Origin of the sequence: Paenimyroides aestuarii (assembly GCF_024628805.1) — a bacterium.
GTDB classification, from domain to species: Bacteria; Bacteroidota; Bacteroidia; order Flavobacteriales; family Flavobacteriaceae; genus Flavobacterium; species Flavobacterium aestuarii_A.
This window is the reverse complement of sequence record NZ_CP102382.1, coordinates 81,109-100,949: the sequence shown is the minus strand read 5'-3', so window position 1 is coordinate 100,949 and position 19,841 is coordinate 81,109. Positions and strand designations below refer to the sequence as shown.

Sequence of the window (19,841 nt, the reverse complement as noted above, 5' to 3'; positions counted from 1 at the left end):
TCTTATTAACTTGATTTAAATTAATGTTTTATCTGATGAATTATTCTATTTTTAAATAAATATTGTTTATTTAAACATTTTAGCTTTGCTTTAAATAGTGTTTTTTTTTGATAATCAAGATTCTCCTCTTTTACAGTATGTTTTAAAAAAGGTTGAATGTTGTGGAATCCTAGAACTTAATCAACCGTTCAAACAAAATATTTATCAATTCTAAAATAGTCAAAGGAATAAGGTATAATGGGCGTTTAATATTCATTTATGTCTTAAATGTTTGTAAATTATATGTAAAAGAAAGAATATTTATAAGCATGAATATGGTATAAAAAAACCAGCTGAAAATGCTGGTTTTTTTAGTTTTATTTTATCCTAAGAACGGATATCTGTAATCTGTATCAGGTACAAAGGTTTCTTTAATAGTTCGCGGAGACACCCAACGCAACAAATTAATCATAGAACCTGCTTTGTCATTTGTTCCAGAACCTCTTGCACCACCAAATGGCTGCTGACCTACAACGGCTCCAGTTGGTTTATCATTAATGTAGAAGTTTCCTGCTGCATTTTCTAATGCTTTGGTTGCTGTTTCAACTGCATAACGACATCCAGAGAAAATAGCGCCTGTTAAAGCATATTCAGATGTACTGTCAACCAATTTTAAACTTTCTTCCCACTTTGCATCTTCATAAACATAAACCGTTAAAACAGGTCCAAACAATTCACGCTCCATGGTATCGTATTTTGGATTTGTTGTTACGATAACGGTAGGTTCTATAAACCAACCTTTTGATTTGTCATAACCTCCACCAACAATAATTTCTGCTTCGTTTGATGCTTTTGCATCATCGATTGCTTTTGCCAATTTATCAAAAGAAGATTCAGAGATTACTGCCGACATAAAATTACTCATGTCTTCTGGTGATCCCATTTTAAAAGATTTCACGTCTTCAATTACAAAGTTTTTAATTTCTTCCCACAAAGATGCCGGAATATAAGCCCGAGATGCTGCAGAACATTTTTGTCCTTGGTATTCAAAAGCTCCACGAGACAATGCTGTGGCTACTTCCTTAGCATTAGATGATGGGTGTGCCCAAACAAAATCTTTTCCACCAGTTTCGCCTACGATGCGAGGATATGTTTTGTATTTGTGAATATTACTGCCAATGGTTTTCCAGAAATCATTAAAAACGCCTGTTGAACCAGTAAAGTGAATTCCTGCGAAATCTGCAGAATCTAAAACAGTGTTAGTAATCATCGCCGAATCACCATAAATAACGTTGATAACGCCATCTGGCAAACCTGCTTTTTTGAATATCTCTACAATTACGTTTGCAGAATAAATCTGTGTTGCAGCCGGTTTCCAAACCACAACGTTCCCCATCATTGCCACACACGATGGTAAGTTTCCAGAGATTGCTGTGAAGTTAAAAGGAGTAATTGCATAAACAAATCCTTCTAACGGGCGTTGTTCTACGCGGTTCCAAATACCTTTTGCTGAAATGGGCTGTTGTTTGTATATTTCGGTCATGTATTGCACATTGAAACGCAAAAAGTCAATCAATTCGCAAGCTGCATCAATTTCTGCTTGGTGCACCGTTTTTCCTTGGGCAATCATTGTTGCAGCATTTATTTTGGCACGGTATGGACCTGCGATTAATTCAGCAGCTTTTAAAAAAATCGACGCACGGTGTTCCCATGCCATTTGCGACCATTTTACACGAGCTTCTAAAGCTGAATCAATAGCTTCTTGAATTAAATCTTTGCTTGCTGTGTGATATGTTCCCAAGTGATGTTGGTGATCAAATGGTGGAAATAAGTTTTTGGTATTTCCGGTTTTAATTTCTTTACCACCAATATACAATGGAATATCAACTGTAGATTGATACATTTCCTTGAACGCTTTTTGCACTTCTTCACGCTCTGTTGTTCCCGGAGCGTAGGTTTTTACGGGCTCGTTCACTGCAATTGGAACGTTAAAAAATCCTGTAGCCATTAGTTAAATAATTTTTAGTTGAATATATATGGAACACTCATATTAAATAAAGGAATCTTTACATAGAAAATCTGCGAATTGCTAAAATTAACAAATGTAAAATAGCCTTGCATGCTTCCTATAAATCCTAAAATATAAGCACCTGATGTGTATTGAAAGGTTTCGTTGGGATTTACGATTGGTTTTTTTCCAATTACCCCTTCACCATCTACTGTTTCTACTCCGTTTAATGAATCTTTTATAACCCAACAACGTCGCAGAAGTTGCACCACATCGTTTCCTTGATTTTGAATACTTATTTCGTAATTAAAAAAATTCACAAGATTGTTTAAATGCAAACTTTGTTTTACATATTTTACTTTAACGATAATCTTTATTCCTCTTGTGATTTTTGAAACCATTTTTTAGAAATTTATTCAAAATTACAAATAAATTTTTAATTGGTAATAAGTTTGCTGTCTGCTTTTCCTAAACCAATAATGCGATCGTATGGGTCGCTTTCGGTTTTGTAGTAAACCAATGTGTGGTATTGATTTTCTGTTTCAAAAAAATTACCATCGGGGTTTAGTTCTTCCAAAACTTTTCCATTTGTCGTTGTCACTACATATTTGTAATTTGTAAATCCTTGTTTTAAAAGCAATGCCGTTTTATATGCTTTTTCGCTTTCGTTGAATTTTAATTCAGAATCCGCATTTATTTGATAATCGTTAAACATGCCCACGATGTGCAATTCTTGTGAGTCAGGTAACTGCTCTAATTTATAAGTAAAATACACCCAGGCATAATCTGCTTCGGTGATATTGTTTTGTCTTAAAGCATTTCTGGTTTTAAAACCACCGTTTATATCTTGATAAAAAGTGTAGAAATTGCTATTTTTTAAAGGAAATTTAGGTCGAAGATAAACCTGAAATAAATCGGTTCGTGTGATTCGTTCTACATTGTTGTTCACTTGCCGAATGTCGCTATCATCAAAAAACAAATATTCATTTCCAGCCCAAAAATTAGTTTCTTGGTCGTATTGATATTGAAATTGATTTCCAATCATGTATTGCGGTTGCAGATTGGTTAGGGCGTTAAACCATTGTCCATTTTGCAAAATCACTATTTGCACATTTTTTTTAGGGTTTTGCAATTGCATTTCGCCAAAATCAATAGTTAGATATACGTTCTGCTTGGCAGGAGCAACATCCAAATTACGTGTTTTTTTAATTTCCATTGCTACCGTTGTTAAGTCTTCATACAATACAAATCGGCGTTCAATAACTTTTTCGTTGGCATCATTGTAAATTTCCAACATATAATTCCCAGATAGTAAAATTTTGGTATCCCGATTTGGAAACCGCACCGTATAATGAACAAAAGGTTGTAAAGTGTTAAACGATGTTTGATACGACGCAATTCGCAACGGTTGAATACCTCTGATGTACTGAGTTACTTTAAGGTTTGATGGTTTCCAATCTCGTGTATAATGCACAATTTTGTAGTAATAATCAGCTTCAATACCAGTTAAATCATCAAAAGAAAAAACAAAAGATTCATTCAATCTAAAAATGGGAATTAACGACTCGTTTCCTTGATGAAACGAAACCGATTTTATATAGTAAGGGTCAGCGATAGCATAGCTTGTTGTTGTTAAAATGAAGAATAAAAAGAAGAGTATATTTTTTTTCATACCATCAATTTTAGGTGATTGTTGTAAAGATACTAATCATTTACAAATCATGGGTTTAAATTTTTTTAATATTTTTTACGAACACTCGATTAAATTGTTTTATTTTGCAGTTAAATTTAAATAAAATATTTATTATGAAAAAAATCGTTTTATCATTAGCAGTTATTGGTGGATTAGTTTTCACATCTTGTAAAAAAGATGCAGCACAAGAAAACTTAGACAATAAATTAGATTCAATTACAGAACAAGCAAAAGACACATTGAATGAAATTAAAGAAGAAGTTGCTGAAACAGTTGAATCTTTAGAGTCTAAAATCAAGGAAGCGGAAGAAGAATTGAAAAAAGCTGTAACAGTAGAAGAGAAACAAGCAGCTACTAAAAAATTAAATGATGCAAAAGCTGCATTAGCTACATTAAAAGGAGAAGCAATTTCTACAGCAGAAGAAGTGAAACAAGAAGCTACTGCTGCAGCAAACAAAGCTGGGGCTGCTGCTAAAAACACTGTAAAAAATGCAGAAAAGAAAGTAGAAAAAGCTAAAGAAGAAATTAAAACGAAAACAATTACAGTTAAGGATGGTGCTATTAAAAAAGCAGAAAACAAAGCTGTATTGACTAGCGATGATTTAAAAACCAGATAATAGGACGTTTCAACGAAAAAATTGGACTGCTTCAAAATATAATTTTGGGGCAGTTTTTTTTATCAAATAAAAACACTTTAAATTTATCTAAAAATTTTATTAAGCACTACTAAATAAAAAAAGTTGAGTTAGAAAATTATTCTAACCCAACCTTAACTTCAATATCTTTATTTAATTAAAGACTCTTAATTATTTAACAGTAATCGTATTGCTTAAGACAGAAAGTTTCCCAGCATTCATAGAGTTTCTAGATGAAACAAAATTAGCAACACCTTTTGCAGCTGATTTTCCTGAACTATTAACTCGAGGTGTTTTTCCATCGAATGTTAAAGAAAATGGATTTCCGTTGATGTTTCCAGAAGAAGCAGAATATGTTCCTACGAAAAATGGATCAGCAAAAGGAGCGTTAAAGTTAATAACTACATTTTCGTTAGATTGTCCAGCTAATGTAGTACCTTCAAAAACACCTGTAACTGTACCCGTTGTGTTTGTAGTTGTAGGCTCTTCATAAGTGTATTGATCACCACCAGCAGGAGTTGCAGGAGTAGTAAATCTAGCAATTGCAGTTGTGTTTCCTGAAACTGACTCTATTTGCCAGCTAGCAATTACTGCGGTTTGCGTGTTATCTTTGTAAAATAAGCCTCTAAAAACAACAACACTATTGTCAATGTCATACGTAGTTCCATTGTATGTAAAAGTACCTGTTCCTTCAGAAGGTACCACAACAGCTTCTTGAACATTAACTACAACTTCATTACTCATTTTGTCATTATACATAGCACTAAGGGTAACTTCACCAGCAGGTCCATTGATAACGAATGATCCATCTTCTGATTCGATATCTGTTTCTTCTCCATTAGCATATAGAATAGCACCTGTAATTGGTGTGCCGTCAGCTTCTTGAATACTTAATTCAAATGCTTCACCTGCATAAACATCAGCAGGATCAGTTACCAAAGCTAACTTAATATCCTGTGCAACAGGCGTCACTGGTGTAGAATCATCACCTCCACAAGATGTTACTGTTAAAGATCCTGTCGCAACAAACGTAAGAGCTGCTAAAGATAAAAATACTTTTTTCATAATAGATTTATATTATTTTATTGTTAATTTATAAGTGCTAATTTAGGCATTATTTTTTAATAAACAATACTCAAAGCAAAAAAAATACAATTTAACATAAATGAACTAGTGTTTATAACTTAAAAATTGCAGAAAATACTGTACATTTGAAATTCAAAACCTTATAATAACAAACCTTTTATATTAAATATGAACGAGCATTTTGAAACCAATCCGTTACTTGATCGTTTACCAAAGCATCTAAAACAATTTATAAAACCACAAAACTACGAAGATTATACCCCTATAAACCAAGCTGTATGGCGCTATGTAATGCGCAAAAATGTAGATTATCTTTCTAAAGTTGCTCATTCTTCGTATTTAGAAGGTTTAAAAAAAACAGGTATTTCTATTGAAAGCATCCCAAGCATGTACGGTATGAACCGTATTTTAAAGGAAATTGGCTGGGCTGCAGTGGCGGTAGATGGTTTTATTCCCCCAAACGCTTTTATGGAGTTTCAGGCTTATAACGTTTTAGTTATTGCTTCCGACATTCGTCAACTTGAAAACATTGAATATACACCCGCTCCTGATATCATTCATGAAGGTGCAGGGCACGCTCCTATTATAGCAAATCCGGAATATGCAGAATATCTAAGACGATTTGGCGAAATTGGTTGCAAAGCTATTTCCTCTGCCCACGATTATGAAATTTATGAAGCCATACGCGAATTATCTATTTTAGAAGAAGCAGAAGGCACACCTGAAAGTGAGTTGAAACGCATTCGCAATAAAGTAGATGAACTGCAAGCCAAAGCCACCGAGCCATCTGAAATGGCTTTAATTCGAAATTTGCATTGGTGGACCGTTGAATATGGTTTAATTGGGACTGTTGAAAATCCAAAGATATATGGTGCCGGATTATTGTCATCAATCGGGGAAAGCGAATGGTGTATGACAAATAAGGTAACAAAAATACCTTATAGTATCGATGCTGCTTATCAAGGTTTTGATATTACCAAGCCACAACCTCAACTTTATGTGACTAAAGATTTTGCGGAATTGAGTATGGTTTTGGAAGAATTTGCCAATAAAATGGCTTTGAGAACCGGAGGTTTAAGTGGTGTTGAAAAATTGATTCATTCTAAAGCTTTGGGAACTATTGAACTTTCAACGGGTCTGCAAATTTCGGGTGTTTTTACTAATGTGATTGAGCACGACGGCAAACCTGTTTATATTCAAACAACAGGAAAAACAGCCTTGGCTTATCGAGAAAAGGAATTGGTAAACCATGGAACAGCTTATCATTCCGAAGGTTTTGGAAGTCCTATTGGTCGTTTAAAACATATCAATTTAACAATTGAAGATATGGGACCGCGCGATTTGCAAGCATACAATATATATGAAGGAAATTACGTGGAGCTTGAGTTTGAAGGAGATATTAAGGTAGCCGGTGAAATTATTACAGGTTCCCGAAATCTGCGTGGTGAAATCATTTTAATAAGTTTTAAAAATTGTACCGTTACTCATAATGAAACTGTTTTGTTCCAACCTGAATGGGGTACTTATGATATGGCGGTTGGCAAAAAAATTGTTTCTGCCTTTTCCGGACCGGCTGATGTAAACAGTTTTGATATGATCACGCATGTCCCAACCACTCAAACCATTAAATCGAAAAAAACCAATGAACGAGCGGCTTTAGAAAGTTTGTATCAAAAAGTGAGAAGTCATCGCGAACAACAATCATCTGAAAATTTGGAAGCTATTTTAAATGATTTAATCCATGAACATCCGCAAGATTGGTTGCTTACTCTTGAGATAGTTGAACTATCCAAACAGCAAAACCCAACACTACATGAGCGTGCTTTAGCGCATTTGTTGCAAGTAAAAGCAAACAGACCCGAAGTGGCTCATTTAATTGCAAACGGATTGAATTTATTGTAATATTTTATTAAAGACTCTCATAAAAAAGAGTCTTTTTTTATATTTTAACACTTTGTTACCACTTTCTAATTTTATTTTTAGAGAAATGTTTCTATTTTTGAGAAATTTAAAATACTACAAATGAACTTAAAAAAACTTACTTTAGGTCTTTTGATCTTACCTGCATCAATTTGGGCACAAGTTGCAGACTTAAACCAAAAATTACCAACAGACCCTGATGTACGTATTGGAAAATTAGACAACGGATTAACGTATTACATCCGTAAAAATGGAAAACCAGAGAAAAAAGTAGATTTACGTTTGGTTTTAAACGCTGGATCTATCTTAGAAACCGACAAGCAAGTTGGTTTGGCGCACTTTATGGAACATATGGTTTTTAACGGAACCAAAACGTTCCCTAAAAATGAATTAATCAGCTACCTTCAAAGCATTGGGGTGAAGTTTGGGCAACACTTAAATGCCTACACCAGTTTTGATGAAACGGTATATTTCTTGCCAATTCCTTCAGATGATCCTGTGAAATTGGATAAGGGTTTCCAGATTTTAGAAGATTGGGCATTTAATGCCAATTTAGATGGAAAAGATATTGATGATGAGCGTGGTGTGGTTATTGAAGAATACCGTACACGTTTAGGAGCGAATGAGCGAATGATGAAGAATTATTTGCCAAAAATGCTTTACAATTCAATGTATGCGAAACGTTTGCCAATTGGTACAAAAGAAAATTTAGAAACATTTAAACACGAAGAAATTCGTCAGTTTTATAAAGATTGGTACCGCCCCAATTTAATGGCTGTTATTGTGGTTGGAGATATCAATGTTGATGAAATGGAAGCTAAAATTAAAAGCCATTTCGGAAAATACAAAAACCCTGCAAATCCAAAAGAACGCAAATCATTTGATATTCCAAATCACAAGGAAACCTTTGTATCTGTAAACACTGATAAAGAAGCCACCTCTTCAAACGTACAAATTTTTTATAAAGACAACGAAAAGGCAAAACCTTCAACAACGGTTGGCGATTATAAAAAAGATTTAATCGAAGGATTGTTTTCACAAATGCTAAACGCGCGTTTAGAAGAATACACTAACGATGCAAATCCACCATTTGTTTATGGATACAGCTTTCACGGCAGCATGTATGGGCGCGAAAAAGAAGCTTTTCAGTCTATGGCTATGACAGGCGAAGACAAACAATTAGAAGCTTTACGCGTTTTGGCTATTGAAAACGAACGTGCAAAAAGATTCGGTTTTACACAGTCTGAATTAGAGCGTGCAAAAACAGAATATTTAGCGTTTTATGAAAAAGCATTTAACGATAAAGATAAAAACAATTCATCTGCTTACCTTGGCCAATATCAAGGAAACTTTTTAGAAGGTGAAGCGATACCATCTATCGATTATGAATACAACTTGGTGAAAGATTTGTTGCCAACTATCTCATTGAAAGATGTAAACAACGTTATTCAATCATACATTAAAGAAGAAAACCGTGTGATTATCTTAACCGGACCTGAAAAAGAAGGATTAAAAACACCTACCGAAAAAGATGTATTGGCTGCTTTAGATGTATCAAAAGTTGAAATTACACCTTATGAAGATGCTGTAGTTGCTGAATCATTAATTCGCAAAGAAATCAAGCCAGGTAAGGTTACTAATACAACTAAAAATGATAAGTTGGGTACTACTACTTTAACGCTATCAAACGGCGCAAAAGTTACCTACAAAAAAACCGATTTTAAAAATGATGAAATTGTGTTTGGTGCAAGAAGTTTTGGTGGTTTTAACTTGATAGACAATGAAACCTATAAAAAAATACAACACGCATCAGGTTCTGTTCCGCAAGCAGGTATTGCAGGTATGGATCAAAATGCTTTGGCTAAATTCAATACAGGTAAATTGTATCGTGTATCCCCTTATGTGGGTGGCATCACCGAAGGTTTCTCTGGAAATGCAACACCAAAAGATTTAGAATTTTTATTCCAATCAGTACACGCATATTTCACTGATTTGAATTACGATGAAAAAGCGTTTGAATCTGAAAAAAACAAAACAAAATCTTATTTAGCAAACATTATGGCGATGCCGGAAGTATTCTTCCAAATAGAGCTTTCAGATTTTATGTATGGCCACAATGCGCGTTACTCGTCACCAATTCCTACAGAAAAAGATTGGGACAACACCGATTATAAAAAAGCTTACGAATTGTATAAAGAGCGTTTTGCAGATGCAAGCGACTTTGAATTTTTCTTTGTTGGAAATGTTACCGATGAGCAAATGAAATCGATGTCTGAAAAATACATTGCTTCATTACCTGCTTTAAACCGCAAAGAAGCACCTAAAGATACAGGCTTCCGTGCAAAAACAGGAATCCACAAAAAAGAAGTATTTAAAGGTACAGACGACAAAGCTTCGGTTCGCATTTCTTACGGTGGCGAAACTACTTATTCACAAAAAGAAAACTTGGCAATGCAAGCTTTAGGCGAAATTTTAACGATTAAATTGATCGAAGAATTACGCGAAAAAGAAGGCGGTGTGTATGGTGCTGGTGCAAGTGGTAGCTTAAGCAAATTGCCTTATGGTTCTTACGATTTCTCCATTTCGTACCCAACCAATCCAAAAGATGCTGATAAATTAATTGAATTGACTTTGAAAGAAGTTGAAAAAATTCAGCAAAACGGACCAGAAGCTAAAGATTTAGACAAGTTTAAAGAAGGTGAAATGACCGATTACACAAAATCTTTGAAAGAAAACAGATATTGGTTAGGCGTTTTAACAAATGCATTCTCTGAGCAAGAAAACCCAGAAAAAGCTTTAGATTTTGAAAAGAACTTAAAAGCTTTAACGGTGAAAGATGTACAAGAAGTAGCTAAAAAATACTTAACTAAAAACCGTGTGATAGCTGTTTTAAAACCAGAAACTGCTAAAAAATAGTTTTTAAATTGAATGGTATAAAAACTCCGATTGAAATTTCAATCGGAGTTTTTTTATATAATCAATCTTATTTGAATTGAAATTTGTTGATTTTCACAAAATTTTAGTACTTTTATTTCCTTTTAACATCCTTTAAAAATCCAAGTCAAAATTGAAAAATATTCTATGGCTTTTCGTGCTATTTGTTGTAAACACTTGTTTTGCGCAAGACAGCATTCAAACAGAAAAAATCTATTCTCTAAAAGATTTAGAGCAAGAAATAAAAATTAGTGGGAAATGGCGCACCCAAATGGGCAACAATGCTGTATGGAAAAATCCAAATTTTGATCACAGCAGCTGGGATTCACTTCCAAGTGCTTTTTTAAAAAATAAAACACCCCATTTTAAAGGCCAAATGTGGTTTAGAAAGCAAATTGCTATTGATTCATCATTAGTAAATGTACCTATATCACTGCTTGTCTATGCAAGAGGCGATGCAAAGGTGTATCTAAACGGAAAATACTTAGGAGGTTTTGGTAAAGCAAACACACCTGCCGATAGTTTAACAAATCTGCCTAAAATATTTGTCTTTTCACAGCCAGGCACACAAACATTTGCCGTGCATTATACAGATGCACTTTATGAAAAACAAAGTGCTTTTCAGCAAAATGGTTTTAAGTTTTCTTTAGTTTCGGTAGATAAGTATGTAGAAAAGATGGAATTCAACAACTATTTGTGGCTTGTAATTACAGGTGTTGGTTGTATTTTTATCACTTTAGGAGTTATCCATTTTATTTTGTTTGGGTTTTATCGCAAATTCATTGCCAATCTGTTTTTTGGAATTTTTAATATATGCTCTGGTCTAAGTAATCTTTTTGGATATGCACCGGCATTGCAAAATGGTTTTGAAGGAATACAATTTGCGGAAGTGACAAACCCAATTTCTGTTGTATTCTCTTTAATTGGTGCATTGGCAATAAGCGGAACTGTGAACTTTTTATTTAGTAAAAGTAAACTACGTTTTATCATTTTAAGTATTTGTGTAGTTATTATTTTGCTATTAATGTATTTTGTTTCGTTTGATATATCCTTTTTCGCTTCCATCTTAACTACTTTCATTTTTTTAGAAGCCATCATTATTGTATTAATTGCGGCAATCAACAAAAAACCGGGCTCAAAGATCATAGCCATTGGACTTATTTGTAGCTTTGGTTTTGCTATGCTTCTAGGTATGCTGGTTGGAGTAGTTTTCGTTACACAAACCATGAATACGATTTCGCTGAGTATCCTTTTCTTATTAGGAATTTTATCTTTCTTTAGCACTCCTTTTGCGATGTCTGCCTATTTAGCATCAAATTTCGCTGCGGTTAGCCGTAAATTGAAACAACAGCTAAAACATGTACAGCAACTCTCTGAAAAAACCTTGCAACAAGAACAAGAACGAAAAGAACTTCTTGAAAACAAAATGAATTTCTTGGAAACCGAAGTAAAAGAACGTACCAAGGAAATTGAAATTCAGAAACAAGAAATCGAAAAACAACAAAGTGAATTGCTTGCCGAAAAACAAAAATCAGAAGATTTATTATTGAATATCTTACCTAAAGATGTAGCCGATGAATTAAAAGAAAGTGGCGAAAGCAAAATCAAGCAGTTCAGCAGTGTTTCTATTTTATTTTCAGATTTCACCAATTTAGATACGGTTTCCAATCAACTGAATTCTCAAGAATTATTAGACGAGTTGAATCATTGCTTTAAAGCATTTGATGAAATTACAACCAAACATCAAATCGAAAAAATTAAAACAATCAGTTATTCCTACATGGCAGTAAGCGGACTTCCGTTGGTAAATGATAATCATGCTAAAATGATGATCGAAGTGGCTTTAGAAATGTGCCATTTTATCAAAACCTATCAAGAAGAAAGAAAAAAAGAAAACAAACCTTATTTCGAAATTAAAATCGGAATTAATTCCGGTGAAGTGGTTGCCGGAATTGTGGGTATCAAGAAATTTGCTTACGACATTTGGGGCGATGCCGTAAACACCGCTGCCCGAATGAAAGCCAAAAGCGAAAACGGTAAAATCAATGTGGGGCATACCACCTATGAATTGGCCAAAGATTATTTTGAGTTTACTTATCGCGGAGAGCTGGAAATTAAAGGAAAAGGATTGGCAAAAATGTATTTTGTAGAAACTAAAAATGATTAAGATGAAAAAGCTCATACAATTTATAGTGTTTTTGCTGTGCATTTCTTCATTTGCACAAACCAACGATTCTTTGCCGAAGTTTTCTATGAAATCGATAAATGAAAGCGAAAGTTATTTCACAAAACTGCATGGCTGGAAATTTCAGCAAGGCACAAACGACGAATGGAAAAATAGCGACTTTAATGACAACAGCTGGACAATCATTAAAACAGATACTTTTGGGAACACCATTAAAACCAAAATAAATTTTGATAAAATTGGTTGGTTCCGAAATTCATTCGTTGTAGATTCCACAATTGTTGGTGTGCCTCTGGGGTTTTCTGTTAACCTGAGTGGTGCATATTCTATCTATTTAGACGGAAAACTTCTTAAAACGTTTGGTAAATTTTCAAGCGAAAACAACGCAAAAGTAGGCGTTTTTACGATTAATGAATTAAATACACCTTATATTGACTTCGTTTTTGAAAATCCTGGCAAGCATACCTTTGCCATAAAGTATGAAAATGATGAAATAAAAACAACCGATTCATTTTTTGATTTTGAATTTAAAATTACTAAAATTGGAAATGCACTAGGAAACACGCAGTCTAAAAATATGACATCGTCCGTGATTATGATTATTGGAATGGTTTTTTTAACCCTTTCTGTGTTTCACCTGATATTATTCCTTTTTTACCGTGAATTTAAGCCCAATTTGTTTTTTAGTCTGTTTAGTTTTAGTATGGCAGGAATATTTATAGGCCTTTCTTCTATTTTCATGGTGTCAAATGTTATGTATGAAGATGTTCTAAACAAGTTTGTTATTTTTCTGGTATGCTTGGCAGGTTTTGCCTTGAGTGGGTTGGTAAACAAATTGTTTTCCAAAGATAAACGCCGATTTAAAGTTTTCTCTATACTTTCAGCAGTGGCGGTCGTTATTTTGTTTTTTAGTATTGATGTAAGTGGTTTTATGGTTCCTTTCTTGTTTTTCTTTGCTTGCATTGAATCTACAGTTTTGCTTATTAAAGCCATATTAAAAAAAGTGAAAGGCGCACGTATTTTAGCTAGCGGTATTTTTCTTACCATCTTTTTTTTCGTATTAGCAATAATTGTATTTATGATTTTCTCTAAAAACGGCACCTTAAAATTAGGAAATGCACAAAGCGAAACGGTCAACATTTTACTAGTAATTGTATTTTTTGGATTTATCTTATCCATTTTTAGCATTCCGTTTTCCATGTCGGCCTATTTGGCATGGTATTTTTCATATATAAATAAAGAAAACGAAGAAAAACTGCTAGAGGTTGAAGAGCTTAATGCACATCATTTGCATCAAGAAAAAGAAAAATTAGTAATTATTGAAAACATCAACCAAGAACTAGAAACACAAGTTGAAAACCGAAAAAAGGAAATTGAAATTCAGAAAAACGAAATTGAAATTCAAAACGGAAAATTAGATGTAGAACGTTTAAAATCAGAACAATTATTGTTGAATATCTTGCCAGAAGAAATCGCTTTGGAATTAAAGGAAAAAGGAAAAACCCAATCCAAATTTTTCGATAGTGTCACTATTCTTTTTACAGATTTTAAAGATTTTACGAAATTAACCGAAAAAGTTTCTTCTACCGAATTAATTGAAGAATTGAACTATTGTTTTAAGGAATTCGACAGGATTATCAGCAAATACGGCATCGAAAAAATAAAAACCATTGGCGATGCCTACATGGCGGTAAGCGGATTGCCCGCAAAAGACGAAAAGCACGCAGTTAAAATGGTGTATGCTGCGTTAGAAATTCGCGATTTTATGGAAACATACAAACAAAAGCGCATAGCCGAAGGCAAAGAATATTTTGAAATGCGCATTGGGATCAACTCCGGTGAAGTGGTTGCAGGGATTGTAGGTATCAAGAAATTTGCATATGATGTTTGGGGCAGTGCCGTAAATATTGCTGCAGAAATGGAGGTACACGGAGCAATTGGCAAAGTAAACATTAGTGAAAACACCCAAAAATTGATAAAAAACATTTTTGATACTGAATTACGCCCAGAAAAATTGCAAGATTCTCAAGTAAATATGTACTTTGCAGAATATAAACAACCAAGTGTGAATTTTAAGAAAGTACAACAATTTATTGTGGAAAAACAAATAAACGAACTTCCCAAACATTTGCATTACCACAACATTAACCATATTTTAGACGTGCACGACGCCGTAATTCGGTATGCCCGATTAGAAGGTATTGACAGTAAAAACACCGAACTGCTGCAAGTTGCTGCTCTTTTTCACGATTCCGGATTTATTGTGCAAGCCGAAGGGCATGAAGAAATTTCGTGTGATTTTGCAGCACAATACTTGCCCGATTTTGGATACAGTACCAACGAAATTGAAAAAATAAAAGGAATGATTCGCGCTACAAAAATACCGCAAAGCCCTACCAGTCATTTAGAACAGATCATTGCAGATGCCGATTTGGATTATTTAGGAAGAACTGATTTTGAAGAAATTTCAAACGGACTTTTTGAAGAGTTAAAGGCAGAAAACAAAATAGCCGATGTGGATACCTGGAACAACATCCAAGTTTCATTTTTTGAAAAGCATAATTATTTTACCGAATCAGCCAAGAGATTGCGCAACGACAAAAAACAACAAAATTTAGAAACAATTAAAAAACAAATTTCATAGCCACCCTAATAATGGAAAAAATTTTATCAAAAGACCGTTTTAAAGATTACATATTCATGCTTTTGGGAATTCTTTGCATTAGTTTTGCATTGAAAAGTTTACTGATTCCTAACCATTTTTTCGATGGTGGTGTAACGGGTATTGCATTACTGCTTTATAAAAAATACCATATTAATATTGCACTCATATTTGTGGCTTTAAATATTCCGTTTTTGCTTTTAGGCGGAAAATTAATAGGAAAATCATTTGCCATAAAATCAATTATTTCGGTTATAGTTCTGGGGCTTTGTTTGCTATTTATACCTTTTCCTGAAGTATCGCACGATAAATTAATTGTTTCTGTTTTTGGCGGATTTTTTATAGGATTAGGTGTTGGTTTTGGTATGAAAAGCGGCATTGCTTTAGACGGAATAGAAGTTTTGGCCGTTTACACAGGAAAGAAAGTCGGTTTTTCAATGAGTGAAATTATTTTGGGAATTAATATCTTAATTTTCCTGATAGCAGCTATTTTCTTTGGTTTAGAAACAGCGTTCTATTCCATGCTCACCTATTTTGTAGCATCAAAAACGATTGATTATGTGGTGGAAGGTTTTGAAGAATTTACAGGCGTTACCATTATCTCCTCTAAAAGCGAAGAAATTAAAGCCTTTTTAGTGTTACAAATGAGCAAAGGAATTACAGTTTATAAAGGCGAACGCGGTTTTATGAAAGATAGTTTTGATGTGAGTACCGAAACAGATATTGTTTATACAGTGGTAACACGTTTAGAAGTGCGAAAACTGAAAAATGCAATCCATGAAATTGATGATAAAGCGTTCATATTCTCAAGTTCCATTAAGGAAACAGCGGGCGGAATTTTAAAGAAAAAACACGCACACTAAAACATAAATCCTGATATTAATCGAACATATCAGGATTTTTTTTTACATCTTAAAAAATGCATTATTAGGTATTAGTTTTTCTAATTTATCAATGTTTTTAATCTTTAAATCATTGCTAAATGCATCGATATGTTTGCTGTGATGCACATCGCTTCCAACAAAATCGTACATATTTTCTTTTAATAAATAATCGGCTACTTCAGTGATTCCGCTGCCGTAATATCCTGTGCTGCTCAGCAAATTCATTTGAAACAAACATCCTGCACTTTTTAACTTTTTAAAACTTGCATAATCTCTTTTATAGAAATTATAGCGTTCTGGATGTGCCAAAATGGGTTGGTAATTCTGGGATTGAAGTTCCATTATTATTTCGTATAGCTGAATAGGCGGATTTATATAAGACATTTCAACCAACACATAATTGTCTTTTAAACACAATAAACGTTCGTTTTCTAAACGTTTTAAAAAAGAATCATCCATTAAATATTCAGATGCTACTCTGAATTGTGCGGTTGAAAAACCCAATTCGCTTTTCACTTTTTCATATTGCTGTGTAATGCCTTCTTTTGTGTTCTCCCAAACCAAAGGTGTGGTGTGGGGTGTAGTTATAAATTGCTCAAAACCAAACGACTTTAAGTTTTCAATTAATTTTTTTGTATCGTTTAACGATTTGCTTCCATCGTCTAAACCATATAACAAGTGTGAATGTATATCCACAAACGCATCGGGCATTATTTCTTTAAGTGCTTTCTTTTTTTTTAAAAAACTAAACATTGGTTACTTTTAACTTTGGTAATATCTTTCTCATTCTCAAAAATAGTGCCACAATATAGACCAAATGCAGTGTTATCAAGGGTGCAGCAACCTGTAATAATTCTATTCCCATAAAAATCAACCCTATAACGGTTAAAGCTATTGCAATAAACAGCATTTTTATGTTACGGAATTGAAGCGCAAGAAAAAATAATGGATTGTAGAAAAAAATCCACATATTTAAAAATAATTCCTCGTGTTGGCTGTAAAGACTTATTGCTAAAAAAAACAAACTAAAAGCGGCTGTGGCTAGAAAGTAAATTTTTTGAGCTGTATGTTTCAACGCAAACAAAGCAATTAAAAGTACAATGACCCACAATGTGTAAACCGAATTCAGCGAAATTCCTTTTTGCTCTATTTTTTTTGCATACAATATCTTTTCCTTTTGCACAATTTCTTGATTAAATTGAAGGGCATCTTGGAGCTTTACCGGCAAAAAAATCAACTTATTTTGCTGGTTAGTTGGGTATCCAAACAGCAGGTTTATGCCTAATTTTTCAAAATAATGCGCATTTAAACCTTCATTCAAAATAAATCGATAGGAATGATTGTTAGCCGGAAAGTTTGCATTCAAAGGTTTTTGGATTGCATTATTTATCACATCAACCACCTTTGTGGTACAATTGTTTTTAATAAAACCGTAGGTGTAATAACGCTTTGGACCTTTTAACTGACTGTTGATGTTGTTCCAAATTGCCATTTTTTCGTTGTATGACAAACGAAGTTCTTGCTCTATAACCTGTCGATTGTCTAAAGTATAGCTGTTCAAAAAGTCACTGAAAGAAGATACATCAAGATAATAAAGCAAATTGCCTTTTACAAATTTGCTGTAGAAATTGGGCGTTCTAAAATCAAACATTCCCCAATTGTAAACCACATCCAAATTTTGATTAAAATCTTTTACTCGCAACGCCGTGTGCCCAAAAAGGGTGTACATTTCATCGCCTGTTCCGCATGTTAAAACGCTAATTTCTGCTTGCTCTGTTAAATAGGAAGGTTGTGATTGGGTGTATAAAAATGAAAAACAACAAATAATACATAGCATTTGTTGTTTAAACGTGTGAATGAAATTAGTCATTTGATTTTGAAAAAATACCTAGATCTAGTTTTAGTGAAAAGATGTTTGAATACAGCGATGCACTTTGATCACCGATGTCGGTCAATGCGTAATCTACCTGAATTCCTTTGTATTTGAACCCTAAACCAATGTTGGGTTGAAAGGTTACTTTTTCAGAATTATCAATTTGTAATTCGTTTTGGAAATTACCCACACCGGCACGCACAAACACCATTTGATCATACCCAAATTCAAATCCTGCAGAAGGTTGAATACTGAAAGCTGAAGTGGAAATTAAAGCATTTGTTTCGTAAAATTCCGTATGCAAAACTGCAGCTGTTGTAAGGTTAAATTTTTCTGTTAATGCAAAATCTCTTGCCACACCTAGTTGTAGTTTAGGCAACGTTAGTTCGGTAGTTTCAGGGAGTGTTTGGTTTTGACCTTCAACGGCTCCTCTAATTTTTTCAAATTCGGCTTCATTGATATTCCAAACGTTATAAGTGGTCGTGATATCGCGAGCCATTAATCCAAATTTCCATTTTTCGGTATGGTATTGCAGCCCCACGTCTAAGCCAAAACCCCATGATTTTGCAAAATCGCCAATCACTCGTCGCACAATTTTGGCATTGGTACCTAAAGATAAACCCTCTACCGATAATTTGCGGGCATATGAAACATTAAAAGCATAATCTGCAGCAGAGAAAAGTGAAATTCTATTGTAATCAATGTTTCCGTTTTGATCGATTAATTCGGTGGTATTCATAATGTCATCTACCCCAAAGCGAATGGCAGAAAAAGCCAAAGCACTTTTTTCATCGATAGGCATTGCGAAAGCTGCATAATCATACTGGGCAATATTGGCAAAATAACTGGCATGCATTAAACTGATTTGTTTGTCTTGCAAATGTATCAATCCTGCCGGATTCCAATAGCCCGAATTTACATCGCCGGTTTGTGCAATCACACTGTTTGCCATACCAAATGATGCGGCATCAACCCCAATATTTAAAAATTCATTAGAGTATTTTCGTGCAGTTTGTGCCTGCATAAAAGCCGTACCAAAAAGTAAAGGCAATATATATAAAGCTTTTTTCACTTAGATAATTTTTACAAATATTACAAAATTTTACAATATATAAACTCTAAAAACTTAGAAGTTATTGTGTACTTTTGTTTAATAAATAAAAATATAAAATTCATGGCAATAAAAAAACACATTCCCAATGCAATTACACTTTTAAATTTACTTTCAGGATTAATTGCCTTAGTTTATGCTTTTGATGACAATTTGCAAATGGCTTTTTTCTGGGTTTGTTTAGGAATTTTCTTTGATTTTTGGGATGGATTTGCCGCTAGAGTTTTAAAAGTTGCAAGTCCGTTGGGCGTGCAACTAGATTCGTTGGCAGATATGGTCACATCGGGAGTGGTGCCAGGAGTGGTGATGTATCAAATGTTGGCACATATACAGCAAAACAATACCGCGTATATGGTGACCAATGACACATTTTATATGAAATTGGTACCTTTTATTGGCTTTGTAATAACATTAGGAGCATGTATGCGTTTAGCAAAATTTAATATTGATGTTCGCCAAACAAATAGTTTTATTGGCTTGCCAACCCCTGCAAATGCTTTGTTTATACTAAGTATTCCGCTTATTTTGAACACCACAATCAGTGATTTTGTATTTAATTTTTTCAGCAACCCGTATGTTTTGGTAGTAATCAGTTTTTTGAGTGCTTTTATAATGAATGCAGAGTTGCCGTTATTTTCACTCAAAACAAAAAACAAAAATTTAAGCGATAATAAACTCATTTTTTTATTCTTAGGAATTTGCGCATTACTGCTATTGTTCTTCCGTTTTGAAGCTATTCCGTTAATTATTGTTTTTTATATTATACTATCAGTGATTTTGAATAAAACGAAGAAAGTATCTATATAAAATACGCAAAGAATACTGTTAAAAAACTGAAACCCTACTGCAATTAGTAGGGTTTTTATTAAAA

14 protein-coding genes are annotated in these 19,841 nt (G+C 33.7%); 7 read left to right on the top strand and 7 right to left on the bottom strand.

What is annotated here, in order from left to right:
- Window positions 1-361: 361 nt before the first annotated feature.
- Genes pruA through NPX36_RS00425 form a run of 3 tightly spaced genes read right to left on the bottom strand, consistent with a single transcriptional unit; the run spans window position 362 to window position 3,659 of the window.
- Complete coding sequence (gene pruA / locus NPX36_RS00435) at window positions 362-1,987, bottom strand: L-glutamate gamma-semialdehyde dehydrogenase (protein ID WP_257499484.1); 1,626 nt, start codon at window positions 1,985-1,987, stop codon at window positions 362-364.
- Window positions 1,988-2,001: 14 nt separating this feature from the next.
- Window positions 2,002-2,388, bottom strand: a complete 387-nt coding sequence (gene apaG / locus NPX36_RS00430; protein WP_257499483.1) for a Co2+/Mg2+ efflux protein ApaG — start codon at window positions 2,386-2,388, stop codon at window positions 2,002-2,004.
- Window positions 2,389-2,423: 35 nt separating this feature from the next.
- Complete coding sequence (locus NPX36_RS00425) at window positions 2,424-3,659, bottom strand: type IX secretion system plug protein (protein WP_257499482.1); 1,236 nt, start codon at window positions 3,657-3,659, stop codon at window positions 2,424-2,426.
- Between the two features lie 134 nt (window positions 3,660-3,793).
- Here NPX36_RS00425 and NPX36_RS00420 point away from each other — a divergent pair, with 134 nt between their 5' ends.
- Window positions 3,794-4,297: a hypothetical protein gene (locus tag NPX36_RS00420; RefSeq protein ID WP_257499481.1), complete on the top strand. Its 504-nt coding sequence runs from the start codon at window positions 3,794-3,796 to the stop codon at window positions 4,295-4,297.
- Between the two features lie 189 nt (window positions 4,298-4,486).
- On the opposite strand, the gene NPX36_RS00415 is transcribed toward NPX36_RS00420, so the two are convergent.
- The gene (locus tag NPX36_RS00415) at window positions 4,487-5,380 is read right to left on the bottom strand and encodes a hypothetical protein (RefSeq protein WP_257499480.1); all 894 of its coding nucleotides are present in this window, start codon (window positions 5,378-5,380) and stop codon (window positions 4,487-4,489) included.
- A gap of 189 nt (window positions 5,381-5,569) precedes the next feature.
- Here NPX36_RS00415 and NPX36_RS00410 point away from each other — a divergent pair, with 189 nt between their 5' ends.
- The 5 genes from NPX36_RS00410 to NPX36_RS00390 all read left to right on the top strand — a co-directional run bounded on the left by NPX36_RS00410 (window position 5,570) and on the right by NPX36_RS00390 (window position 15,965).
- Window positions 5,570-7,303, top strand: a complete 1,734-nt coding sequence (locus tag NPX36_RS00410; protein WP_257499479.1) for an aromatic amino acid hydroxylase — start codon at window positions 5,570-5,572, stop codon at window positions 7,301-7,303.
- A 120-nt stretch (window positions 7,304-7,423) separates the two neighbouring features.
- Window positions 7,424-10,237: a M16 family metallopeptidase gene (locus NPX36_RS00405; protein WP_257499478.1), complete on the top strand. Its 2,814-nt coding sequence runs from the start codon at window positions 7,424-7,426 to the stop codon at window positions 10,235-10,237.
- Window positions 10,238-10,388: 151 nt separating this feature from the next.
- Complete coding sequence (locus tag NPX36_RS00400) at window positions 10,389-12,422, top strand: adenylate/guanylate cyclase domain-containing protein (RefSeq protein ID WP_257499477.1); 2,034 nt, start codon at window positions 10,389-10,391, stop codon at window positions 12,420-12,422.
- Between the two features lies 1 nt (window position 12,423).
- Window positions 12,424-15,084 (top strand): adenylate/guanylate cyclase domain-containing protein, encoded by a 2,661-nt coding sequence (locus NPX36_RS00395; protein ID WP_257499476.1) that lies wholly within the window; start codon window positions 12,424-12,426, stop codon window positions 15,082-15,084.
- Window positions 15,085-15,095: 11 nt separating this feature from the next.
- Window positions 15,096-15,965, top strand: coding sequence for a YitT family protein (locus NPX36_RS00390; protein ID WP_257499475.1), 870 nt, complete (start codon window positions 15,096-15,098; stop codon window positions 15,963-15,965).
- Between the two features lie 42 nt (window positions 15,966-16,007).
- On the opposite strand, the gene NPX36_RS00385 is transcribed toward NPX36_RS00390, so the two are convergent.
- From NPX36_RS00385 to NPX36_RS00375, 3 genes are read right to left on the bottom strand one after another with little or no spacing between them, the layout of a single operon-like run.
- On the bottom strand, window positions 16,008-16,739 hold the full coding sequence (locus NPX36_RS00385; RefSeq protein ID WP_257499474.1) for a tyrosine-protein phosphatase: 732 nt from the start codon (window positions 16,737-16,739) through the stop codon (window positions 16,008-16,010).
- On the bottom strand, window positions 16,732-17,856 hold the full coding sequence (locus NPX36_RS00380) for a lipoprotein N-acyltransferase Lnb domain-containing protein (RefSeq protein ID WP_257499473.1): 1,125 nt from the start codon (window positions 17,854-17,856) through the stop codon (window positions 16,732-16,734). Before NPX36_RS00380 ends, NPX36_RS00385 begins: the two co-directional genes overlap by 8 nt.
- Window positions 17,849-18,931 (bottom strand): putative type IX sorting system protein PorV2, encoded by a 1,083-nt coding sequence (locus tag NPX36_RS00375; RefSeq protein WP_450091405.1) that lies wholly within the window; start codon window positions 18,929-18,931, stop codon window positions 17,849-17,851. The genes NPX36_RS00380 and NPX36_RS00375 overlap by 8 nt, the downstream gene beginning before the upstream one ends.
- Before the next feature lie 108 nt (window positions 18,932-19,039).
- Between NPX36_RS00375 and NPX36_RS00370 the strand changes: the two genes are divergently transcribed.
- Window positions 19,040-19,777 carry a CDP-alcohol phosphatidyltransferase family protein gene (locus NPX36_RS00370; protein ID WP_257500765.1) on the top strand — a complete coding sequence of 246 codons (738 nt, stop codon included), beginning with the start codon at window positions 19,040-19,042 and terminating at the stop codon, window positions 19,775-19,777.
- The last annotated feature ends 64 nt before the right edge of the window (window positions 19,778-19,841 follow it).

Coding starts and splice junctions, on each gene's coding strand:
- NPX36_RS00390 (WP_257499475.1), top strand. CDS start 15,096: ATGGAAAAAATTTTATCAAAAGACCGTTTTAAAGATTACATATTCATG.
- apaG (WP_257499483.1), bottom strand. CDS start 2,388: ATGGTTTCAAAAATCACAAGAGGAATAAAGATTATCGTTAAAGTAAAA.
- NPX36_RS00395 (WP_257499476.1), top strand. CDS start 12,424: ATGAAAAAGCTCATACAATTTATAGTGTTTTTGCTGTGCATTTCTTCA.
- NPX36_RS00415 (WP_257499480.1), bottom strand. CDS start 5,380: ATGAAAAAAGTATTTTTATCTTTAGCAGCTCTTACGTTTGTTGCGACA.
- NPX36_RS00405 (WP_257499478.1), top strand. CDS start 7,424: ATGAACTTAAAAAAACTTACTTTAGGTCTTTTGATCTTACCTGCATCA.
- NPX36_RS00410 (WP_257499479.1), top strand. CDS start 5,570: ATGAACGAGCATTTTGAAACCAATCCGTTACTTGATCGTTTACCAAAG.
- NPX36_RS00420 (WP_257499481.1), top strand. CDS start 3,794: ATGAAAAAAATCGTTTTATCATTAGCAGTTATTGGTGGATTAGTTTTC.
- pruA (WP_257499484.1), bottom strand. CDS start 1,987: ATGGCTACAGGATTTTTTAACGTTCCAATTGCAGTGAACGAGCCCGTA.
- NPX36_RS00425 (WP_257499482.1), bottom strand. CDS start 3,659: ATGAAAAAAAATATACTCTTCTTTTTATTCTTCATTTTAACAACAACA.
- NPX36_RS00380 (WP_257499473.1), bottom strand. CDS start 17,856: ATGACTAATTTCATTCACACGTTTAAACAACAAATGCTATGTATTATT.
- NPX36_RS00385 (WP_257499474.1), bottom strand. CDS start 16,739: ATGTTTAGTTTTTTAAAAAAAAAGAAAGCACTTAAAGAAATAATGCCC.